Below are 16,662 nucleotides of genomic sequence, written 5' to 3'. Positions count from 1 at the left end.
GAAGCAGAAGGGAACGGTACCGACTTCTCATGGCCGGAAACGCCATTGACCAGACCCGGCGGATGCTGTCGCTGGTCACCTATCTGCGGGAGCGCCCCGGCGCCCGGGTCGCCGATGTGGCCCGCGCCTTCGGGATCACCGAGGACGAGCTGATCGGCGACCTCGACGTGCTGCCGATGTGCGGCACCAGCTTCCGCGGCGGTGACCTGCTGGACATCGACACCGACGGCGACCGCATCTGGTGGCACAACCCCGACGCCTCGGGCACCAGCACCGGCGAGCCGCTGCGGCTCGCCGCGGACGAGGCGACCGCCCTGCTGGTGGCCGCCCGTGCCGTCGCCACCCTGCCCGGCCTCCGCGAGAGCGACCGGCAGGCGCTGGTGCGCGCCACTGCCAAGATCGAGACCGCGGCCGGGGACACGGCCGCCGCCAGCTCCCGGCTCTCGGTCACCTTCGAGTCCGAGGGCGGCGTCTTCGCCGACGTCGACCGGGCCATCGCCGAGCGCCGTAGGGTGTGGCTGCGCTACTACTCCCCGGCACGGGACGAGCTCACCGAGCGCGAGGTGGACCCGATCCGGCTGTTCGCCGTCGGCCACACCTATGTGGAGGCGTGGTGCCGTCTGTCGGAGGCGCGGCGCACCTTCCGCCTCGACCGGGTGGCCGAGATCCGGCTCCTGGACGAGCGCTCCGACCCGCCGCCCGTCGAGCCGCGCGACCTGTCGGAGGGGCTGGTGCAGCCGGCCGCCGAGGATCCGGAGGTCGTGGTCGAGGTCGGGCCGGGCGGACGCTGGGTCGCCGAGTACTACCCGCACGACAGTGCCGAGGAACTGCCCGACGGCGGCCTGCGGATCACCCTGCGCACCCCCGACCCGGCGTCCCTGCGCCGGCTGGCGCTGCGCCTGGGCCGGGACGGCCGGATCGTCACCCCGCCGGAGCTGGCGGAGAGCGCCCGGGACGCGGCCCGCGAGGCCCTCGCGGCCTACGGCGAGTGAGCGGGGGAGCGGTGGAAGCGCGGACCACGGTCGCCGCCGTCTTCAAGGCGGCCTGCCCCGACTGCCGGGGATGCTTCGAGTTGGCCGCGGGCGCGCTGAGGCTCGCCATCGGGGCGAGCCACCGCACCACCTTCTACTCGTTCACCTGCCCCGACTGCGGGGTCCCGGTCCGCAAGCCGGCGGGGGAGCGGATCGTGGAGCTCCTCACCGGTGGCGGAGTGAGCACGCTCCGGCTGCACTCGTCGGTCTGACGCGCCGGGCGGGGCCGTCCGGAGGTGCTCGCCGGGTGCCCCGGGACCGGCCGGAGTCCCCCACGGACCGTTACCCGGGGGGCACCGACTGGTGTCAGCCGGGTGATCCACCCTGGAATGTTCCATTCCGAGCGCTTGTTTCGGCCAAATTCGCCGCGTTCTTCGGTCTCTTTCCGCCTTTTCCGGCTGTCTCCCACGCCGCCGACGTCCCCGTGCACCTCCCCGGTGCCCTCTTCCCACCCCTCCTGGCCCCTCCTGGCCCCTCCCGGTCCTTCCCGCCCCGATAGGCTCGCCCCCATGTTCTGGCCCATGCTCGCCGTCGCCCTCGCCTTCAGCGGTATCGCCGTGCTCGGCGTCCTCGCCGTCCGGGTCCTGGTGGAGGTGCGGAGACTGGCCGCTCAGGTGTCCGAGAGCTCGCGGCGGATCACCCGGGCCGCCGAGGACCTCGAACGGGCCGCGACACCGCTCGCCGCACAGGCCGCGCACACCCTGCGACAGGACTGATCAAGGGCCGGGCGGCGGCCGATCAGAGGGCGTCACGAAACCCGACAAGGTCGGGCACAGTCTTTCCTGGGCCCGAGGGGCGGGCGGTACGCTGTTTCGGGTGACCCTGCTGACGAAGCGGAGGGTCGCATCGGGAGTACGCACAGGGATTGCCCCGCGTTTACCCCTGCGCGTTACGATCGCTGCCGTACGACTGATGGACAAATGTCCGATCGGTCGGGCAGCACCCACACCCATGCCGCTTCGGTGAGAAGGTTACGCATATGTTCGGAAGGCTCGGCGCCCCCGAGATCATTCTTATTCTCGTCGTCATCGTCCTGCTGTTCGGTGCGAAGAAGCTTCCGGACATGGCGCGCTCCCTCGGCAAGTCCGCCCGCATCCTCAAGAGCGAGGCCAAGGCCATGAAGTCCGAGGGCCAGGACAACGCCTCCGCCCCGGCCGACCCGCCGGCCTCCGCCACGCCCCGTACGATCAAGGCCGCTCCCGGTGATGTCACCGGTGCCCGCCCGGTGACCGAGCCGAGCGACCGCACCACGCAGCACTGAGCAGCAGTACAGACCCAGCACTGACCGAGGGATCGGGCCGGCCGCCCTTGGCGTCCGCCTGCCGCACGAGATAGGGACGTGGGTTGCTCAAGTCTGCCCGCAAGAAGGAGAAGGACCCCGAGGGGCGGATGCCGCTCGCGGAGCACCTGCGGGAACTGCGGAACCGCCTGGCGAAGGCGGTGCTGGCCATCGTGGTCGTGGCGCTCCTCGCCGCGTTCTACAACACGCAGCTCATGGACTTCCTGTCCAGCCCCGTTCCCAAGTGCCCCGACCGCGACCTGGCCCAGAGCCACGGCGGCAACTGCGCGGTCCTGACGTTCAACTCCTTGGGAGCGCCGTTCGGGACGGTCGTGAAGGTGTGCCTGCTCGCGGGCGTCACGATCTCCTCCCCGGTCTGGCTCTACCAGCTGTGGGCGTTCCTCGCGCCCGGTCTGCACAAGAACGAGAAGAAGTACACGGTCGCCTTCGTGGCGACGGCCGCCCCCCTCTTCGTCGCGGGCGCCTACCTCGCCTACCTGATCATGCCGACCAGCATGCGGGTGCTGCTCAGCATCACCCCGGAGACCGCGGCCAACACCCTCAGCCTGAACGACATCCTCGACTTCACGGTCCGGATGATCCTGGTCTTCGGCCTGGCCTTCGAGCTGCCGCTGATACTCGTCATGATGAACATGGTCGGCATGGTCACGGGAAAGACCATGGCCACCTGGTGGCGCGGCGTCGTGATGGGCATCTTCGTCTTCGGCGCGATCGCCACGCCCAGCACCGACCCGTTCGGCATGTGCATCCTGGCCGTCCCGATCATCATCCTGTACTTCGGCGCCGTCGGGTTCTCCCTCCTCAACGACAAGCGGCGCGCCAGGAACAACCCCGACGCCCTGCTCGACGACGACGAGGCCGCCCCGCTGGACCTCGCCCCGCAGCCGGTCGGCGACTCCGAGCCGATGCCCGCCCTCACCGACCGGGCCGACCCGGGCGCCCGTCGCAACGGCTACGACGACGTCACCTGAGCCCGTCTGACGTCCGGCCGGACCCGATAGGGTCCGGCTGGTGACCAGCGACATCACCCTCTTCGTCAACCCGACGGCAGGCCGGGGCCGGGGCGCGGGCGCCGTCCGGCCGGCGGCCCGGGTGCTGCGCGACGCCGGGTTCTCCGTCCGTACGGTCCTGGGGGAGAACGCCGCAGACGCCCTGCGCCGGGCCCGGGAGGCGGTCGCCGGCGGCACCGGCGCGCTGATAGCCGTCGGCGGCGACGGAATGACCTCGCTCGCCCTCCAGGCCGTCGCGGGAACCCCCACCCCGCTCGGCGTGGTGGCCGTCGGCACCGGCAACGACTTCGCCCGCGCCGCGGGGCTGCCCGTACGCGACCCGGCGGCCGCCGGGCGGCTGATCGCCGGATCGCTCAAGGGCGACGGCGGCCGCCCCGTCGACCTCGGCCGGGTCGGCGGCACCTACTTCGGCACGGTCCTCGCCTCCGGCTTCGACTCCCGCGTCAACGACCGCGGCAACCGCATGCGCTTCCCCACCGGACGGCTGCGCTACGACGCCGCGCTGGTCGCGGAGCTGGCCGCGCTGCGGCCCGTCCCCTACCGGATCACCCTCGACGACGGGCCCGAGCTGGCCGTCGAGGCGACGCTCGTCGCCGTCGGCAACGGCACCTCCTACGGCGGTGGCATGCGCATCTGCGCGGGCGCCCGCATGGACGACGGCCTCTTCGACGTCACCGTCGTCGGCGCCTGCAGCCGCGCCACCCTCCTCAGGGTCTTCCCCAAGGTCTACCGGGGCACCCACCTCACCCACCCCGCCGTCACGGTCCACCGCGCGGCGAAGGTGGCCCTCGCCGCGGACAGCGTCACCGGCTACGCCGACGGCGAGCCGCTCGGCCCGCTGCCCCTCACGGCCCGCACCGTCCCGGGCGCCGTGCGCCTGCTGGGAGCCGCATAAAGATCGGGTGGCTGTCGGAGGTCCCCGGTAGGCTCGTACACAAGATGACCGACGACATGTCCCCCGCTGAGCGCTACGCCCTTTCGAGGGTGCGCGCCGCCGAGCAGGCCACCGCGCTCGCTCCCTTCCGCGAGATGTACGAATTCGAGCTCGACCCCTTCCAGATAGAGGCCTGCAAGGCCCTGGAGGCCGGGAAGGGCGTGCTGGTCGCGGCGCCGACCGGATCAGGCAAGACCATCGTGGGCGAGTTCGCCGTCCACCTGGCCCTCACCCAGGGCCGCAAGTGCTTCTACACCACGCCCATCAAGGCGCTGTCGAACCAGAAGTACAGCGATCTCGTCAAGCGCTACGGCGCCGACAAGGTCGGTCTGCTGACCGGCGACAACAGCGTCAACGCCGACGCCCCGGTGCTCGTGATGACCACCGAGGTCCTGCGCAACATGCTCTACGCGGGCTCCCAGGCGCTGATCGGCCTCGGCCACGTGGTCATGGACGAGGTGCACTACCTCTCCGACCGCTTCCGCGGCGCCGTCTGGGAAGAGGTGATCATCCACCTCCCCGAGTCGGTCACGCTGGTCTCCCTCTCCGCCACCGTCTCCAACGCCGAGGAGTTCGGCGACTGGCTGGACACCGTGCGCGGCGACACCGAGGTGATCGTCTCCGAGCACCGGCCCGTGCCGCTGTGGCAGCACGTCCTGGCCGGCCGCCGGATGTACGACCTCTTCGAGGAGAAGAACGGCGCGCAGGGCACCCCCGGCACCGGCCGCCGCGAGGTCAACCCCGACCTGGTGCGGCTGGCCCGGATGGAGAACAGCCGGCCCTTCGGCGGCCGGGACAAACGGCGCGGGAACCTCCGCGAGGCCGACCGCGAGCGCGAGCGACGCCAGCGCAGCAGGATCTGGACGCCGAGCCGTGTGGAGGTCATCGAGCGGCTCGACGCCGAGGGCCTGCTGCCCGCGATCACCTTCATCTTCAGCCGCGCCGGCTGCGAGGCCGCCGTCCAGCAGTGCATGTACGCCGGCCTGCGGCTCAACGACACGGAGGCCCGTGCGCGGGTCCGGGAGATCGTCGAGGAGCGCACCGCCTCGATCCCCGACGAGGACCTGCACGTCCTCGGCTACTTCGAGTGGCTGGAGGGCCTGGAGCGCGGTATCGCCGCCCACCACGCCGGCATGCTGCCGACCTTCAAGGAGGTCGTGGAGGAGCTCTTCGTCAAGGGCCTGGTCAAGGCCGTCTTCGCCACCGAGACGCTGGCCCTCGGCATCAACATGCCCGCCCGCTCGGTGGTCCTGGAGAAGCTCGTCAAGTGGAACGGCGAGCAGCACGCCGACATCACCCCCGGCGAGTACACCCAGCTGACGGGCCGCGCCGGCCGCCGCGGCATCGACGTCGAGGGCCACGCGGTGGTGCTGTGGCAGCGCGCCATGGACCCGGGCGCCCTCGCGGGCCTGGCCGGCACGCGCACGTACCCGCTGCGCTCCAGCTTCAAGCCGTCGTACAACATGGCGGTCAACCTGGTCTCGCAGTTCGGCCGGCACCGCTCCCGGGAGCTCTTGGAGACCTCCTTCGCGCAGTTCCAGGCCGACAAGTCGGTCGTCGGGATCTCCCGGCAGGTCCAGAAGAACGAGGAGGGCCTGGCGGGCTACCGCGAGGCCGTCACCTGCCACCTCGGCGACTTCGAGGAGTACGCCCGGCTCCGCCGCGAGCTCAAGGACCGCGAGACGGAGCTGGCCCGGCAGGGCGCGACGCAGCGCCGGGCCGCCGCGGCGGCCGCGCTGGAGCGGCTCAAGCCCGGCGACGTCATCCACGTGCCCACCGGCAAGTTCGCCGGCCTGGCCCTGGTCCTGGACCCGGGCCTGCCCGCGGGCCGCACCGACCGGCACCGCGGCCACGACCCGCAGGACGGGCCGCGCCCGCTGGTCCTCACCGCCGAGCGGCAGGTCAAGCGGCTCGCCGCGATCGACTTCCCGGTCCCGGTCGAGGCCCTGGAGCGGATGCGGATCCCCAAGTCGTTCAACCCCCGCTCCCCGCAGTCCCGTCGCGACCTCGCCTCCGCGCTGCGCACCAAGGCCGGGCACATCGAGCCCGAGCGGCACCGCCGGTCCCGCGCCGCCGCGGCCGACGACACCGAGATCGCCCGGCTGCGCACCGCCATCCGCGCGCACCCCTGCCACGGCTGCGACGAGCGCGAGGACCACGCCCGCTGGGCCGAGCGCTACCAGCGGCTGCTGCGCGACACCCGCCAGCTGGAGCGGCGCATCGAGGGGCGTACGAACACCATCGCCCGTACCTTCGACCGGATCTGCGCGCTCCTCACCGACCTGGACTACCTCCGGGACGGCGAGGTGACGGAGGACGGCAAGCGGCTCGCGCGGCTCTACGGCGAGCTGGACCTGCTGGCCTCCGAGTGCCTGCGCGAGGGCGTCTGGGACGGCCTCAAGCCGGCCGAGCTCGCGGCCTGCGCCTCCGCGCTGGTCTACGAGGCGCGGGCGGCGGACGACGCGGCACCGCCGAAGCTGCCCACGGGCCCGGCGAAGGACGCGCTCGGCGAGATGGTCCGCATCTGGGGCCGGCTCGACGCCTTGGAGGAAGAGCACAAGATCAACCAGGCGGAGGGCGTCGGCCAGCGCGAGCCGGACCTCGGCTTCGCCTGGCCCGCCTTCCGCTGGGCGTCCGGCCACGGCCTGGACGAGGTGCTCCGCGAGATCGAGATGCCCGCCGGCGACTTCGTCCGCTGGTGCAAGCAGCTCATCGACGTCCTCGGCCAGATCGCGGCGGCGGCCCCGCCCGGCAGCCCGGTCGCCCGGAACGCCCGTAAGGCCGTCGACGGCCTCCTGCGCGGTGTCGTCGCGTACTCCTCGGTGGGCTGACGGCCCGGGACACACCGAGAGCCCGTCCCGCACGCGCGGGACGGGCTCTTCGTCGTGGGATGTCACGGGACGGCACCGACGCCGTGGGAGGCCGTTGGAAAGGGCGTCACCAGGACCGGTCTGCGCCCTTCTTGGCGCGGCGGACCAGGGCGTACGTGCCCAGGGCGGTGAGCACGGCGGCCACGACGGCGGACCCGGCGGCCACCCCGACGACCGCCCCGGTGCTCATGCCGTCGCCCTCTTCCTCCTCGTCCTCCAAGGCGGCCTCGCTGGTCTTGTCGACCGCGTCCTCGTAGCTCTTCGGGCCCGCGCAGAAGTCGCGGTTGCCGGGGTCCATCTCCGGCACCACGGTCAGGTCGACCGTGTCCACCGCCTCGCCCTCGCCCTGGTCCTTCAGCGCCACCGGGTAGGTGCCCGGTGTCACGTCGCAGAGCACCATGCCCGCGCCGTGGGCGTACAGGACACCGTCCTTGCCCTCCCGGAACCGCTTCGCCTTGAGCGTGACTTTCTTGGCGAAGGCGGGCGACTCCAGCGTCACATAGCCGTTGTTCTCGTCGAGCGTGCCCGGTGTGATCGTGACGGTGAAGGCGGCCTCGCGGCCGCGCTGCGTGGGCGCGGCCCCGGACACCTCCCAGGTGGGATCCGCCGAGGCGTCGGCGGCCGCCGTGAGGACGAGCGCGGCCGCCGCCACGCTCGCCAGGGATATCCGGGCGCGGGTCGTCATGGGGGCGAGGATATCCACGCCCGCCCGGAACGTGTGGTTCAGGCCGCGGACGGGGCCGCCGCCCCCTCCTGCTCCTGTTCCACCTGCTGGTTCCACTCGCGCTTCGACGCCTGCCAGCCGTCCTCGTCGTGCCCCCGGCGCCAGTAGCCCGAGATCGACAGGCGCTCGCGCGGCACCTCGCGCTCCACCCGCAGATGGCGGCGCAGCTCCTTCACGAAGCCCGCCTCCCCGTGCACGAACGCCTGGACGTCACCGGGCGGGAACTCCAGCGCGCACACGGCCTTCACCAGGGCTTCGCCGACGGGCGCGCCCGCGCGGTGCAGCCAGACGACCCGCACGCCCTCGGGCACGGTCAGCGGCTGCTCCTCGGCGGCGTCCTCGACCTCGACGAACGCGTGCACGGGCACGCCCGAGGGCATCGCCTCCAGGGCGGCGGCGATCGCCGGCAGCGCGCTCTCGTCACCCGCCAGCAGATGCCAGTCCGCCTCCGGGTCGGGGGCGTAGCCGCCGCCGGGGCCCAGGAAGTACAGCTCCGCGCCCGGCTCGACGGAGGCGGCCCAGGGCCCGGCCAGGCCCTCGTCGCCGTGGACGACGAAGTCGATCGCCAGCTCGCGCGCCTCGCGGTCGAAGGAGCGCACGGTGTACGTCCGGGTGCTGGGCCACTGGTCGCGGGGCAGGTCCCGGCGGACGGTCTCCATGTCGAAGGGCTCCGGGTAAGCGACACCGGGCACCGGGAAGAGCAGCTTCACATAGTGGTCGGTGTGCGCCCCCGCCCCGAAGTCGGCGAGACCCTCGCCGCCCAGGACGACCCGCACCATGTGCGGCGTCAGCCGCTCGGTGCGCACCACCCGGGCGCGGTTCTGCCGCGGGCCCTTCCGTACGGGACGGTCTGCCATGGCTGTCTCCCCTTGACGCTCCGACGACAACTGAAAAGAAAGTGCTGCCTAACTTAGGCAGCCCTAACTTAACATGGTTCAGTCGGCGAGGACGGTGAGCAGCCGCTGCAACGAGCCACCCAGCCCCCAGCGCTCCGCCAGCTCCTCCAGCGTCATGGGGTCGCGCGGCTCGGCCGGCAGCGCCGCGTCGAAGGGCGCCAGCGGGACGTCCGAGGCCACCCGCACCACCTTGGGCGCCACCGCCAGATACGGGCCCGCCTCCACCAGCCGCTTGCGCTGCGCCGGCGTCATCCTCACCGCCGGGTCGGCCGCCGCCGCGACGATCCCCGCCAGGTCGCCGTGGGCGGCCAGCAGCTTCGCCGCCGTCTTCTCGCCGATGCCCGGCACGCCCGGCAGCCCGTCGCTGGGGTCGCCGCGCAGCAGTGCCAGATCGGCGTAGCCCGCGCCGTCCACCCCGTACTTCTCCCGCAGCAGCGCCTCGTCGACGACCTGGAGGGTGCCCACGCCCTTCAGCGGATACAGCACCCGCACCCCACGGGCGTCGTCCACCAGCTGATAGAGGTCGCGGTCGCCGGTGACGATGTCCACCGGGCCCGCCGCCCGCCCGGCCAGTGTGCCGATCACGTCGTCCGCCTCGTAGCCGACCGCGCCGACGCGGGCGATGCCGAGCGCGTCGAGGACGTCCTCGATCACCGGCACCTGCGGGGACAGCGTGTCGGGCACCTCCTCCACGAAGCCCGTGGCCTCGCCCGGCGGCTCCTCCTCGGCGACCCGGTGCGCCTTGTACGTCGGGATCAGGTCGACCCGCCACTGCGGCCTCCAGTCGAAGTCCATGCAGGCCACCAGGTCGTCCGGGTGGTGGTCCTGGACCAGCCGGGCGATGAAGTCGAGCAGGCCGCGCACCGCGTTCACGGGGGTGCCGTCGGGGGCCCGCACGGTGTCCGGCACCCCGAAATAGGCGCGGAAGTACAGGGAAGCGGTGTCGAGGAGCATCAGGCGTCGCGTCACGGACCGATCATGCCGCATGCCACCGACACCGCCCGACCGGACATGTGAACCACATCACTGTTCCGTTTGCCCGGATTGAACCGGGGCAGGCGCGGCACCGGAGCGGACGCCGTCCCCACTCGGAGGAGCGACGGCGGATCCGCGGACCGATACCGCGCCGCTCCATGTCCCGGTCGCGGGGGCCTCCGGTAGGAGGGCGTCCGGGACATCGCTGAGTTCGACCCGAGAGGTTTATGTGTCCAGGCTTCAGGCCGAGCACCTGTACAAGGTGTTCGGCACACGACCACAAGACGGCGTCAGGCGACTCGAGGACGGTGCCGGCCGCGACGAGCTGCGCGCCGACGGCACCACCGCGGCGGTCATCGACGCCTCCTTCGAGGTCGAGGCCGGCCAGATCTTCGTGGTGATGGGTCTCTCCGGATCCGGCAAGTCCACCCTGCTGCGCATGCTGAACGGACTGCTGGAGCCGACCGCCGGACGCGTCCTCTACGACGGGCAGGACCTCACCGCCCTCACCCCCCGCGAGCTGCGCGCCGTGCGCTCGCACCGCATCAGCATGGTCTTCCAGCACTTCGCGCTCTTCCCGCACCGCAGCGTGCTGGAGAACGCCGCCTACGGCCTGGAGGTCCAGGGCGTGGAGCGCCCGGAGCGCGAGCGGCGGGCCGCCGAGGCCCTGGAGCTGGCCGGTCTGAAGGGCTGGGAGACCTCCTGGCCCGACGAGCTGTCCGGCGGCATGCAGCAGCGCGTCGGCCTCGCCCGCGCCCTGGCCACCGACGCCGACCTGCTGCTGATGGACGAGTCCTTCAGCGCCCTCGACCCGCTGATCCGCCGTGACATGCAGGACCAGCTCCTGGACCTCCAGACACGGCTGAAGAAGACCATCGTCTTCATCACCCACGACCTCAACGAGGCCATGCGCCTCGGCGACCGGATCGCCGTGATGCGCGACGGCCGGATCGTGCAGAACGGCACCGCCGAGGACATCCTCATGCGGCCCGCCAACGACTACGTCGCCTCCTTCATCCAGGACGTGGACCGCTCCCGGGTGCTCACCGCCGGAGCGATCATGGACGCGCCGGGCGGTGACCGCGGCGCGGCCGAGGTACTGGCCGCGGCGCCCGCCACCGTCGGCGCCGAGACCCCCGTCGCCGAGCTGTTCGGCCCCTTCGCCCGCGGCGGCGGCGCCCCCGTCGCCGTCACCGACGAGCGCGGCGGGCTGGCCGGCGTCATCACCCGCGATCGGCTGCTCGCGGCCCTCGGCGAGGAGCCCGCGATGCCCACGCCCGCCGACGCCCGCGAGGCGGAGGTGACCGCCCGTGCCTAGGATCCACCTCGGCCAGTGGGCCGAGTCCGCCGTCAGCTGGCTCCAGACCCACCTCGACTGGCTCTTCGACATCATCAACACCGTGCTGAGCGGGGCGTACGACGGTGTCGTCGCCGTGCTCGGCGCCCCCCACCCGCTGCTGATGGCCGGCATCCTCGCCGTCGTCGCCTGGTGGCTGCGCGGGCTGCTGCCCGCCGTCCTCACCTACGCCGGGCTCGCGCTGGTGGACTCCTTCGGCCTGTGGGACGAGGCGATGGCGACGCTGTCGCTCGTCCTCGTCGCGAGCCTGCTCACCCTGCTGATGGCGGTGCCGCTGGGCGTCTGGGCGGCGCGCAACCGCACTGTCAGCGGGGTGCTGCGGCCCGTCCTGGACGTCATGCAGACGATGCCCGCCTTCGTCTACCTCATCCCCGGCGTGATGTTCTTCTCGATCGGCCCGCTGCCGGGTCTGATCGCCACCGTCGTCTTCTCGATGCCGCCGGGCGTCCGGATGACCGAGCTCGGCATCCGTCAGGTCGACGGCGAACTCGTCGAGGCCGCACGCGCCTTCGGCACCACCCCGCGCGACACCCTCACCCGCGTCCAGCTGCCGCTGGCCCTGCCGACCATCATGGCGGGCGTCAACCAGGTCATCATGCTGGCCCTGTCGATGGTCGTCATCGCGGGCATGGCCGGCGCCGGCGGCCTCGGCGAGGCCGTCTACGCGGCCGTCACCCAGGTCGACATCGGCGGCGGCGTGGAGAGCGGTCTGGCCGTCGTCATCCTCGCCATCTACCTGGACCGGATGACCGGCGCCCTCAACCAGCAGGTCTCGCCGCTCGGCCGGCGCTCCCTGGCCAAGGCGGCCGCCGCCGCGCGCGGCTCCGTCTCCGCCACCTTCCTGCGCTACCGCCCCGGCGCGGCCGTCGCCGCCGTCGGCGTCGTCGTCCTCGCCCTCGTCGCCGGCGGGATGAACCTCGCCGGGACCGGCGACAAGCAGACCGTCGCGGCGGGCATGAACGTAGGCAACGGCAAGAAGATCAAGCTCGGCTACTTCCCCTGGGACGAGGCCGTGGCCACCACCTACCTGTGGCAGAACATCCTGGAGGACCGCGGCTTCGCCCCGGAGGTCAAGCAGCTCGACCCCGGACCGCTCTACACCGCGCTCGCCCAGGGCCAGATGGACGTGCAGTTCGACTCCTGGCTGCCCACGACGCATAAGCGGTACATGGACGTCTACCGCGACCGGCTCACCGACCTCGGCGCCTGGTACGGGCCGACGTCGCTGGAGCTGACCGTGCCGTCCTACGTCAAGGACGTCGACTCGATCGAGGACCTCAAGGGCAAGGCCGGGCAGTTCGGCGGGAAGATCGTCGGCATCGAGTCCAGCGCCGGCAACATGGGCACGCTCAACGGCAAGGTGCTCAAGGAGTACGGCCTCGACGGCGAGTACAAGGTCGTCTCGTCCACCACCTCCACGATGCTGGCCGAGCTGGACCGCGCGTACAAGAAGAAGGAGCCGATCGTGGTCCCGCTGTGGACCCCGCACTGGGCCTACGCGAAGTACGACCTGAAGAAGCTGAAGGACCCCAAGGGCGCCTGGGGCACCGGCGAGAAGATCCACACGGTGGCGAAGAAGGACTTTGCCCAGGACTTCCCGAAGGTCACCGGCTGGCTGAAGAACTTCAGGATGAGCGAGAAGGAGCTGGCCTCGCTGGAGGCCGAGATCCAGGCCGGCGGCAAGGGCAAGGAGAAGGAGTCGGCCCGGCGCTGGCTCGACAAGCACGAGGGGTTCGCCGACCGGTTCGCGCCGGCCGGGGCGTAACCCCTCCCGCTCCAGGGGCTCCGCCCCGGACCGCGGCCGGCCGGGAGACCGGCCGGCCGGGGTCCGGGCGGGGCCCCGATTGCGTACGGTGGCCGCATGGCCCTCCGCAGCGTACGGCGCGTCGTCTCGCTCGTCCCCTCCCTCACCGAGGCCGTCGCCGCCACGGAACCCGGCCTCCTGGTGGGCGCCACCGACTGGTGCGACCACCCCGCCGGGCTCGACGTCACCCGCGTCGGCGGCACCAAGAACCCCGACCCGGCGCGGATCGCGGCCCTCGCGCCCGACCTCGTCCTCGCCAACGAGGAGGAGAACCGGGCGCCCGACCTGGCCGCGCTGCGCGCCGCCGGGCTGGAGGTGCTGGTGACCGAGGTGCGCACGCTCGGGCAGGCGTTCACCGAGCTGGAGCGGGTCCTGGTGGCCGGCTGCGGGCTGGCCCGGCCCGACTGGCTCGCGGACGCCGAGGACGCCTGGCGGGACGTGCGCGCCGAGGGGCCGCCGGTGCGGGCCGTGGTGCCGGTCTGGCGGCGGCCCTGGATGGTCCTCGGCCGGGACACCTTCGCGGGCGACGTGCTCGCCCGGCTCGGCGTCGTCACCGCACACGCCGGGCACGCCGAGCGCTATCCCCGCGTGTCGATCGACGAGCTGAACGCGTGCGGGGCCCGTCTGGCCGTACTGCCCGACGAGCCCTACCGCTTCACGCGCGACGACGGCCCGGAGGCGTTCCCCGGGCTGCCGTGCGCGCTCGTCAGCGGCCGTCACCTCACGTGGTACGGACCGTCGCTCGCGGAAGCACCGACGGTGCTGGGCGCGGCGCTTCGAGCAGCCGGCCGCTGACCAGCCCGCGCAGCGTACGGGCGGCGGCCACCGCCCAGGCCACCACCAGCAGCGCGTACAGCCCGGTGGCCAGGCCGGTGAAGGCCGGCAGCCCCGTGTGCCGGGCCAGGCCCGCGGCGCCGGTGACACAGGTGCCCAGGGGGAAGGTGAACGCCCACCAGGTCATCGCGAAACCCATGCCCTGCCGGAAGGCGCGGACGACCATGGCGCCCGCCAGCGCCAGCCACAGCAGCGCGAAGCCCATCACCGGGACGCCGTACAGCACCGCGAAGGCCGCCATCGCGGGCGCGTACGGGGCCGCCACGGCACCCTGCGCGGCGTCGGCGAGGTTGTTCACGGCGGTGGTGGACTGGCCCAGCGGGCCGAGGACGAGGAAGAGGGTCGGGGTCAGCGCCAGCGGCAGGGGGCCGTGGTGCACGAGCCGGGAGAAGACGGCCGGCAGGATCACCAGGGTGGCCAGCAGGCTCATCCCGAACAGCGCGTAGCAGCCGAGCACCATCGCCGACCGCCACTGACCGGCCGGCAGGTGCGGCACCAGCGCCGGGCCCAGCGCGGCGGAGACCATGGGCGCGACCACGGGCAGCAGCCACACGGGGGAGGCGCCGTCGGCCGCGACCTTGTGCCGGGTCACCATCAGGTACGGGATCGCCGCCGCGGCGCCCAGGCCGATCACGGTGCCGCCCGTCCACAGCACGACGTCGGCCGCCACGGCCGCCCGCTCGCCGATCACGCCCGACCCCACGGAGAGGGTGGCCCCGCCGACCGCCATCAGCGCCATCGCCAGACAGCCGTAGAACGGCGCCACGGCCGGGTCGGCCAGGTGCCGCCGGGCCTGGTCCGGGTGGCGCGCCCAGTGCGTGGCGCGTGCCACCAGCAGGGCGAGCAGGGCGAGCGCGGCCAGCGCCCACACCGCCTCGTAGGCGTCGCGGAGCAGCGGCGAGCGCGCGGGCAGCGCGGCTCCGGCGCTCGCGACGATCGCGGTGCCCATGACGGTCGCGTACCAGTTGGGCCCGAGGTGGCGTACGCCCGGGCGGGGGCGGGTGGAGTGGATCGTGCTCATGTCTCCACGGTCGCCGCCCGGAGGCCCGGGCGGCAGAGGCCATATGCCTATGAGGGCATAAGCTGGATTTATGACTGATGCCTGGCGGGCCCCGCTCGCGCACCGGGTGCCCGACCTCGGCGCGCTGGAGCTGCTGCTCGCCGTGGCACGGCTGGGGAGCCTGGGGCGGGCGGCGCGGGAGCTCGGCATCACCCAGCCCGCGGCCAGCGGGCGGCTCAGGGGCATGGAGACGCTGCTCGGCGTCGCGCTCGTCGAGCGGTCCCCGCGCGGCTCGCGGCTGACCGACGCCGGGGTGCTCGTCACGGACTGGGCCCGCCGGATCGTGGAGGCCGCCGAGGCCTTCGACGCCGGGGCACAGGCGCTGCGGACCCGGCGGGACTCCCGGCTGCGGGTCGCGGCCAGCATGACCATCGCGGAGTACCTGCTGCCCGGGTGGCTGATCGCGCTGCGCGCGCTGCGGCCGGACACGGCCGTTTCGCTGAGCGCCGGGAACTCCGCGGCCGTCGCCGGCCGGCTGCGCGAGGGGGAGGCCGATCTGGGCTTCGTGGAGGGCCTGGAGGTGCCGGCCGGTCTGGACGGCGCGGTCATCGGCCAGGACCGGCTGGTGGTCGTGGTCGCCCCTGGGCACCCGTGGGCCCGCCGCCGGGCCCCGCTGTCCGCGTCCGAGCTGGCGGCCACCCCGCTCATCCTGCGCGAGCGGGGTTCGGGCACCCGGCAGGTCCTGGACGCGGCCCTCGCCGCGCACGGCGGCGCGGCGCCGTCGCTGCTGGAACTCGCGTCGACGACGGCGGCGAAGGGGGCGGCGGTGAGCGGGGCGGGGCCGTCGGTGCTGAGTGAGCTGGCGGTGGGGGAGGAGCTGGGGGTGCGGCGGCTGGTGTCCGTACCGCTGGAGTTCCCGCTGCGGCGGGAGCTGCGGGCGGTGTGGCCGGTGGGGCAGCGGCCCGCGGGTCCCGCGAGGGATCTGCTGGGTCTGACGCGGGGGCCGTCGGGCTGAGCGCCGCGGGCTTTTCCCCGGCCCCGCCCCTTCCCGAAACCGGGGCTGTGCCCCGGGCCCCCTCCGCGCTACCGCGCGGTGTCCTCAAACGCCGGACGGGCTGGGATCGCCCCGGCCGGCCTTTGCCGAACGGACCGGGCCCGAGGTCCGGACCTTCAGACGCCGCTCGCCGCCCGCACCAGTCCCTCCATCAGCCGCGCGTCGTCCCGTGCCTCCGGGTGCCACTGCACCCCCACCGCGAACCGTTCTCCCACGTACTCCAGGGCCTCCACCGTGCCGTCCTCCGCGTACGCCGTCGGGATCAGGCCCTCGCCCAGGCGGTCCACCGACTGGTGGTGGTGGGTGGCCACCTGGACCGCCTCGGGGAGCAGGCTGCCGGTGAGGGTGTCCGGGACCGGCTTGACCAGGTGGTCGGTGAAGGTGCCCACCCGGGGGTTGTGGCCGTCGTGGCCCACCTCGTCCGGCAGGTGCTGGCAGAGGGTGCCGCCCGCGTGGATGTTCATCAGCTGCATGCCGCGGCAGATGCCGAGCACCGGTGTGCCCCGCCGCAGGGCGGCGTCCAGCAGCGCCCGCTCCCAGCGGTCGCGCTCGGGGATCGGCCTTCCCGTGCGGGGGTGCGGGTCCTGGCCGTAGAGCGCCGGGTCCAGGTCCTCGCCGCCCGCGAGGACCAGGCCGTCCAGCCGCCGGAGCACCGTGTCGGCGGCGGCCGGGTCGTCCGGCGGCAGCAGGACGGCCAGACCGCCCGCCCGCTGCGCGTACCGGGGGTAGGTGGCGTGTACCAGGGCCGCCGGCGCGTCCCACGCGACTCCCCAGCGGGCCCGGGCGAGGTAGGTGGTGATGCCGATCAGCGGCTGCGTGCTCATGTGCGCGATGTCCTTCCTGGAACTTCTTGGAACTTCCTGGGGCTTCCTG

At 73.1% G+C, this 16,662-nt stretch carries 16 protein-coding genes; 11 read left to right on the top strand and 5 right to left on the bottom strand.

The features are described from left to right. Positions 1 to 29 precede the first annotated feature (29 nt). From LUZ64_RS09805 to LUZ64_RS09775, 7 genes are all read left to right on the top strand, one after another. Entirely contained in the window at positions 30 to 992 is a 963-nt protein-coding gene (locus tag LUZ64_RS09805; RefSeq protein WP_095583982.1) for a helix-turn-helix transcriptional regulator, read from the top strand. Then, complete coding sequence (locus LUZ64_RS09800; RefSeq protein WP_308251443.1) at positions 989 to 1,243, top strand: hypothetical protein; 255 nt, start codon at positions 989 to 991, stop codon at positions 1,241 to 1,243. The genes LUZ64_RS09805 and LUZ64_RS09800 overlap by 4 nt, the downstream gene beginning before the upstream one ends. Before the next feature lie 297 nt (positions 1,244 to 1,540). Beyond that, on the top strand, positions 1,541 to 1,747 hold the full coding sequence (locus LUZ64_RS09795; protein WP_095579366.1) for a hypothetical protein: 207 nt from the start codon (positions 1,541 to 1,543) through the stop codon (positions 1,745 to 1,747). Positions 1,748 to 2,010: 263 nt separating this feature from the next. Further along, entirely contained in the window at positions 2,011 to 2,292 is a 282-nt protein-coding gene (tatA, locus tag LUZ64_RS09790) for a Sec-independent protein translocase subunit TatA (RefSeq protein ID WP_095579365.1), read from the top strand. Between the two features lie 83 nt (positions 2,293 to 2,375). Beyond that, on the top strand, positions 2,376 to 3,302 hold the full coding sequence (gene tatC / locus LUZ64_RS09785; protein ID WP_232390399.1) for a twin-arginine translocase subunit TatC: 927 nt from the start codon (positions 2,376 to 2,378) through the stop codon (positions 3,300 to 3,302). 40 nt (positions 3,303 to 3,342) lie between these two features. After that, positions 3,343 to 4,236 carry a diacylglycerol kinase family protein gene (locus LUZ64_RS09780; RefSeq protein ID WP_095579364.1) on the top strand — a complete coding sequence of 298 codons (894 nt, stop codon included), beginning with the start codon at positions 3,343 to 3,345 and terminating at the stop codon, positions 4,234 to 4,236. A gap of 44 nt (positions 4,237 to 4,280) precedes the next feature. After that, a complete protein-coding gene (locus tag LUZ64_RS09775) occupies positions 4,281 to 7,106 on the top strand; it encodes a DEAD/DEAH box helicase (RefSeq protein ID WP_095579363.1) in 2,826 nt (941 codons plus the stop codon). 106 nt (positions 7,107 to 7,212) lie between these two features. Here the strand turns inward: LUZ64_RS09775 and LUZ64_RS09770 are convergent, their stop codons facing one another. The 3 genes from LUZ64_RS09770 to LUZ64_RS09760 form a co-directional block, all read right to left on the bottom strand. Beyond that, positions 7,213 to 7,830: a hypothetical protein gene (locus LUZ64_RS09770; RefSeq protein WP_095579362.1), complete on the bottom strand. Its 618-nt coding sequence runs from the start codon at positions 7,828 to 7,830 to the stop codon at positions 7,213 to 7,215. A 38-nt stretch (positions 7,831 to 7,868) separates the two neighbouring features. Further along, positions 7,869 to 8,726, bottom strand: a complete 858-nt coding sequence (locus LUZ64_RS09765) for a siderophore-interacting protein (protein WP_095579361.1) — start codon at positions 8,724 to 8,726, stop codon at positions 7,869 to 7,871. Positions 8,727 to 8,804: 78 nt separating this feature from the next. Further along, positions 8,805 to 9,719, bottom strand: a complete 915-nt coding sequence (locus LUZ64_RS09760) for a 5'-3' exonuclease (protein WP_095579360.1) — start codon at positions 9,717 to 9,719, stop codon at positions 8,805 to 8,807. A 250-nt stretch (positions 9,720 to 9,969) separates the two neighbouring features. Between LUZ64_RS09760 and LUZ64_RS09755 the strand changes: the two genes are divergently transcribed. The 3 genes from LUZ64_RS09755 to LUZ64_RS09745 all read left to right on the top strand — a co-directional run bounded on the left by LUZ64_RS09755 (position 9,970) and on the right by LUZ64_RS09745 (position 13,696). Further along, on the top strand, positions 9,970 to 11,058 hold the full coding sequence (locus LUZ64_RS09755) for a quaternary amine ABC transporter ATP-binding protein (protein WP_095579359.1): 1,089 nt from the start codon (positions 9,970 to 9,972) through the stop codon (positions 11,056 to 11,058). Further along, on the top strand, positions 11,051 to 12,862 hold the full coding sequence (locus LUZ64_RS09750) for an ABC transporter permease/substrate binding protein (protein WP_095579358.1): 1,812 nt from the start codon (positions 11,051 to 11,053) through the stop codon (positions 12,860 to 12,862). Before LUZ64_RS09755 ends, LUZ64_RS09750 begins: the two co-directional genes overlap by 8 nt. A 96-nt stretch (positions 12,863 to 12,958) precedes the next feature. After that, positions 12,959 to 13,696, top strand: a complete 738-nt coding sequence (locus LUZ64_RS09745; protein ID WP_095579357.1) for a helical backbone metal receptor — start codon at positions 12,959 to 12,961, stop codon at positions 13,694 to 13,696. Here LUZ64_RS09745 and LUZ64_RS09740 read toward each other — a convergent pair. Next, positions 13,623 to 14,756 carry a TDT family transporter gene (locus tag LUZ64_RS09740; RefSeq protein ID WP_095579356.1) on the bottom strand — a complete coding sequence of 378 codons (1,134 nt, stop codon included), beginning with the start codon at positions 14,754 to 14,756 and terminating at the stop codon, positions 13,623 to 13,625. The two genes, LUZ64_RS09745 and LUZ64_RS09740, sit on opposite strands and share 74 nt — an antisense overlap. Positions 14,757 to 14,826: 70 nt before the next feature. Here LUZ64_RS09740 and LUZ64_RS09735 point away from each other — a divergent pair, with 70 nt between their 5' ends. Continuing rightward, the gene (locus LUZ64_RS09735; RefSeq protein WP_232390398.1) at positions 14,827 to 15,750 is read left to right on the top strand and encodes a LysR family transcriptional regulator; all 924 of its coding nucleotides are present in this window, start codon (positions 14,827 to 14,829) and stop codon (positions 15,748 to 15,750) included. Between the two features lie 155 nt (positions 15,751 to 15,905). Here LUZ64_RS09735 and LUZ64_RS09730 read toward each other — a convergent pair whose 3' ends face one another. Beyond that, on the bottom strand, positions 15,906 to 16,613 hold the full coding sequence (locus LUZ64_RS09730; RefSeq protein WP_095578573.1) for a gamma-glutamyl-gamma-aminobutyrate hydrolase family protein: 708 nt from the start codon (positions 16,611 to 16,613) through the stop codon (positions 15,906 to 15,908). Between the last annotated feature and the right edge of the window lie 49 nt (positions 16,614 to 16,662).

The organism is Streptomyces albireticuli, from assembly GCF_021228125.1.
In the GTDB taxonomy this organism is placed as follows: domain Bacteria; phylum Actinomycetota; class Actinomycetes; order Streptomycetales; family Streptomycetaceae; genus Streptomyces; species Streptomyces albireticuli.
Note: the sequence above shows the minus strand (reverse complement) of the source record. Positions and strands in the feature narration are given on the sequence as shown.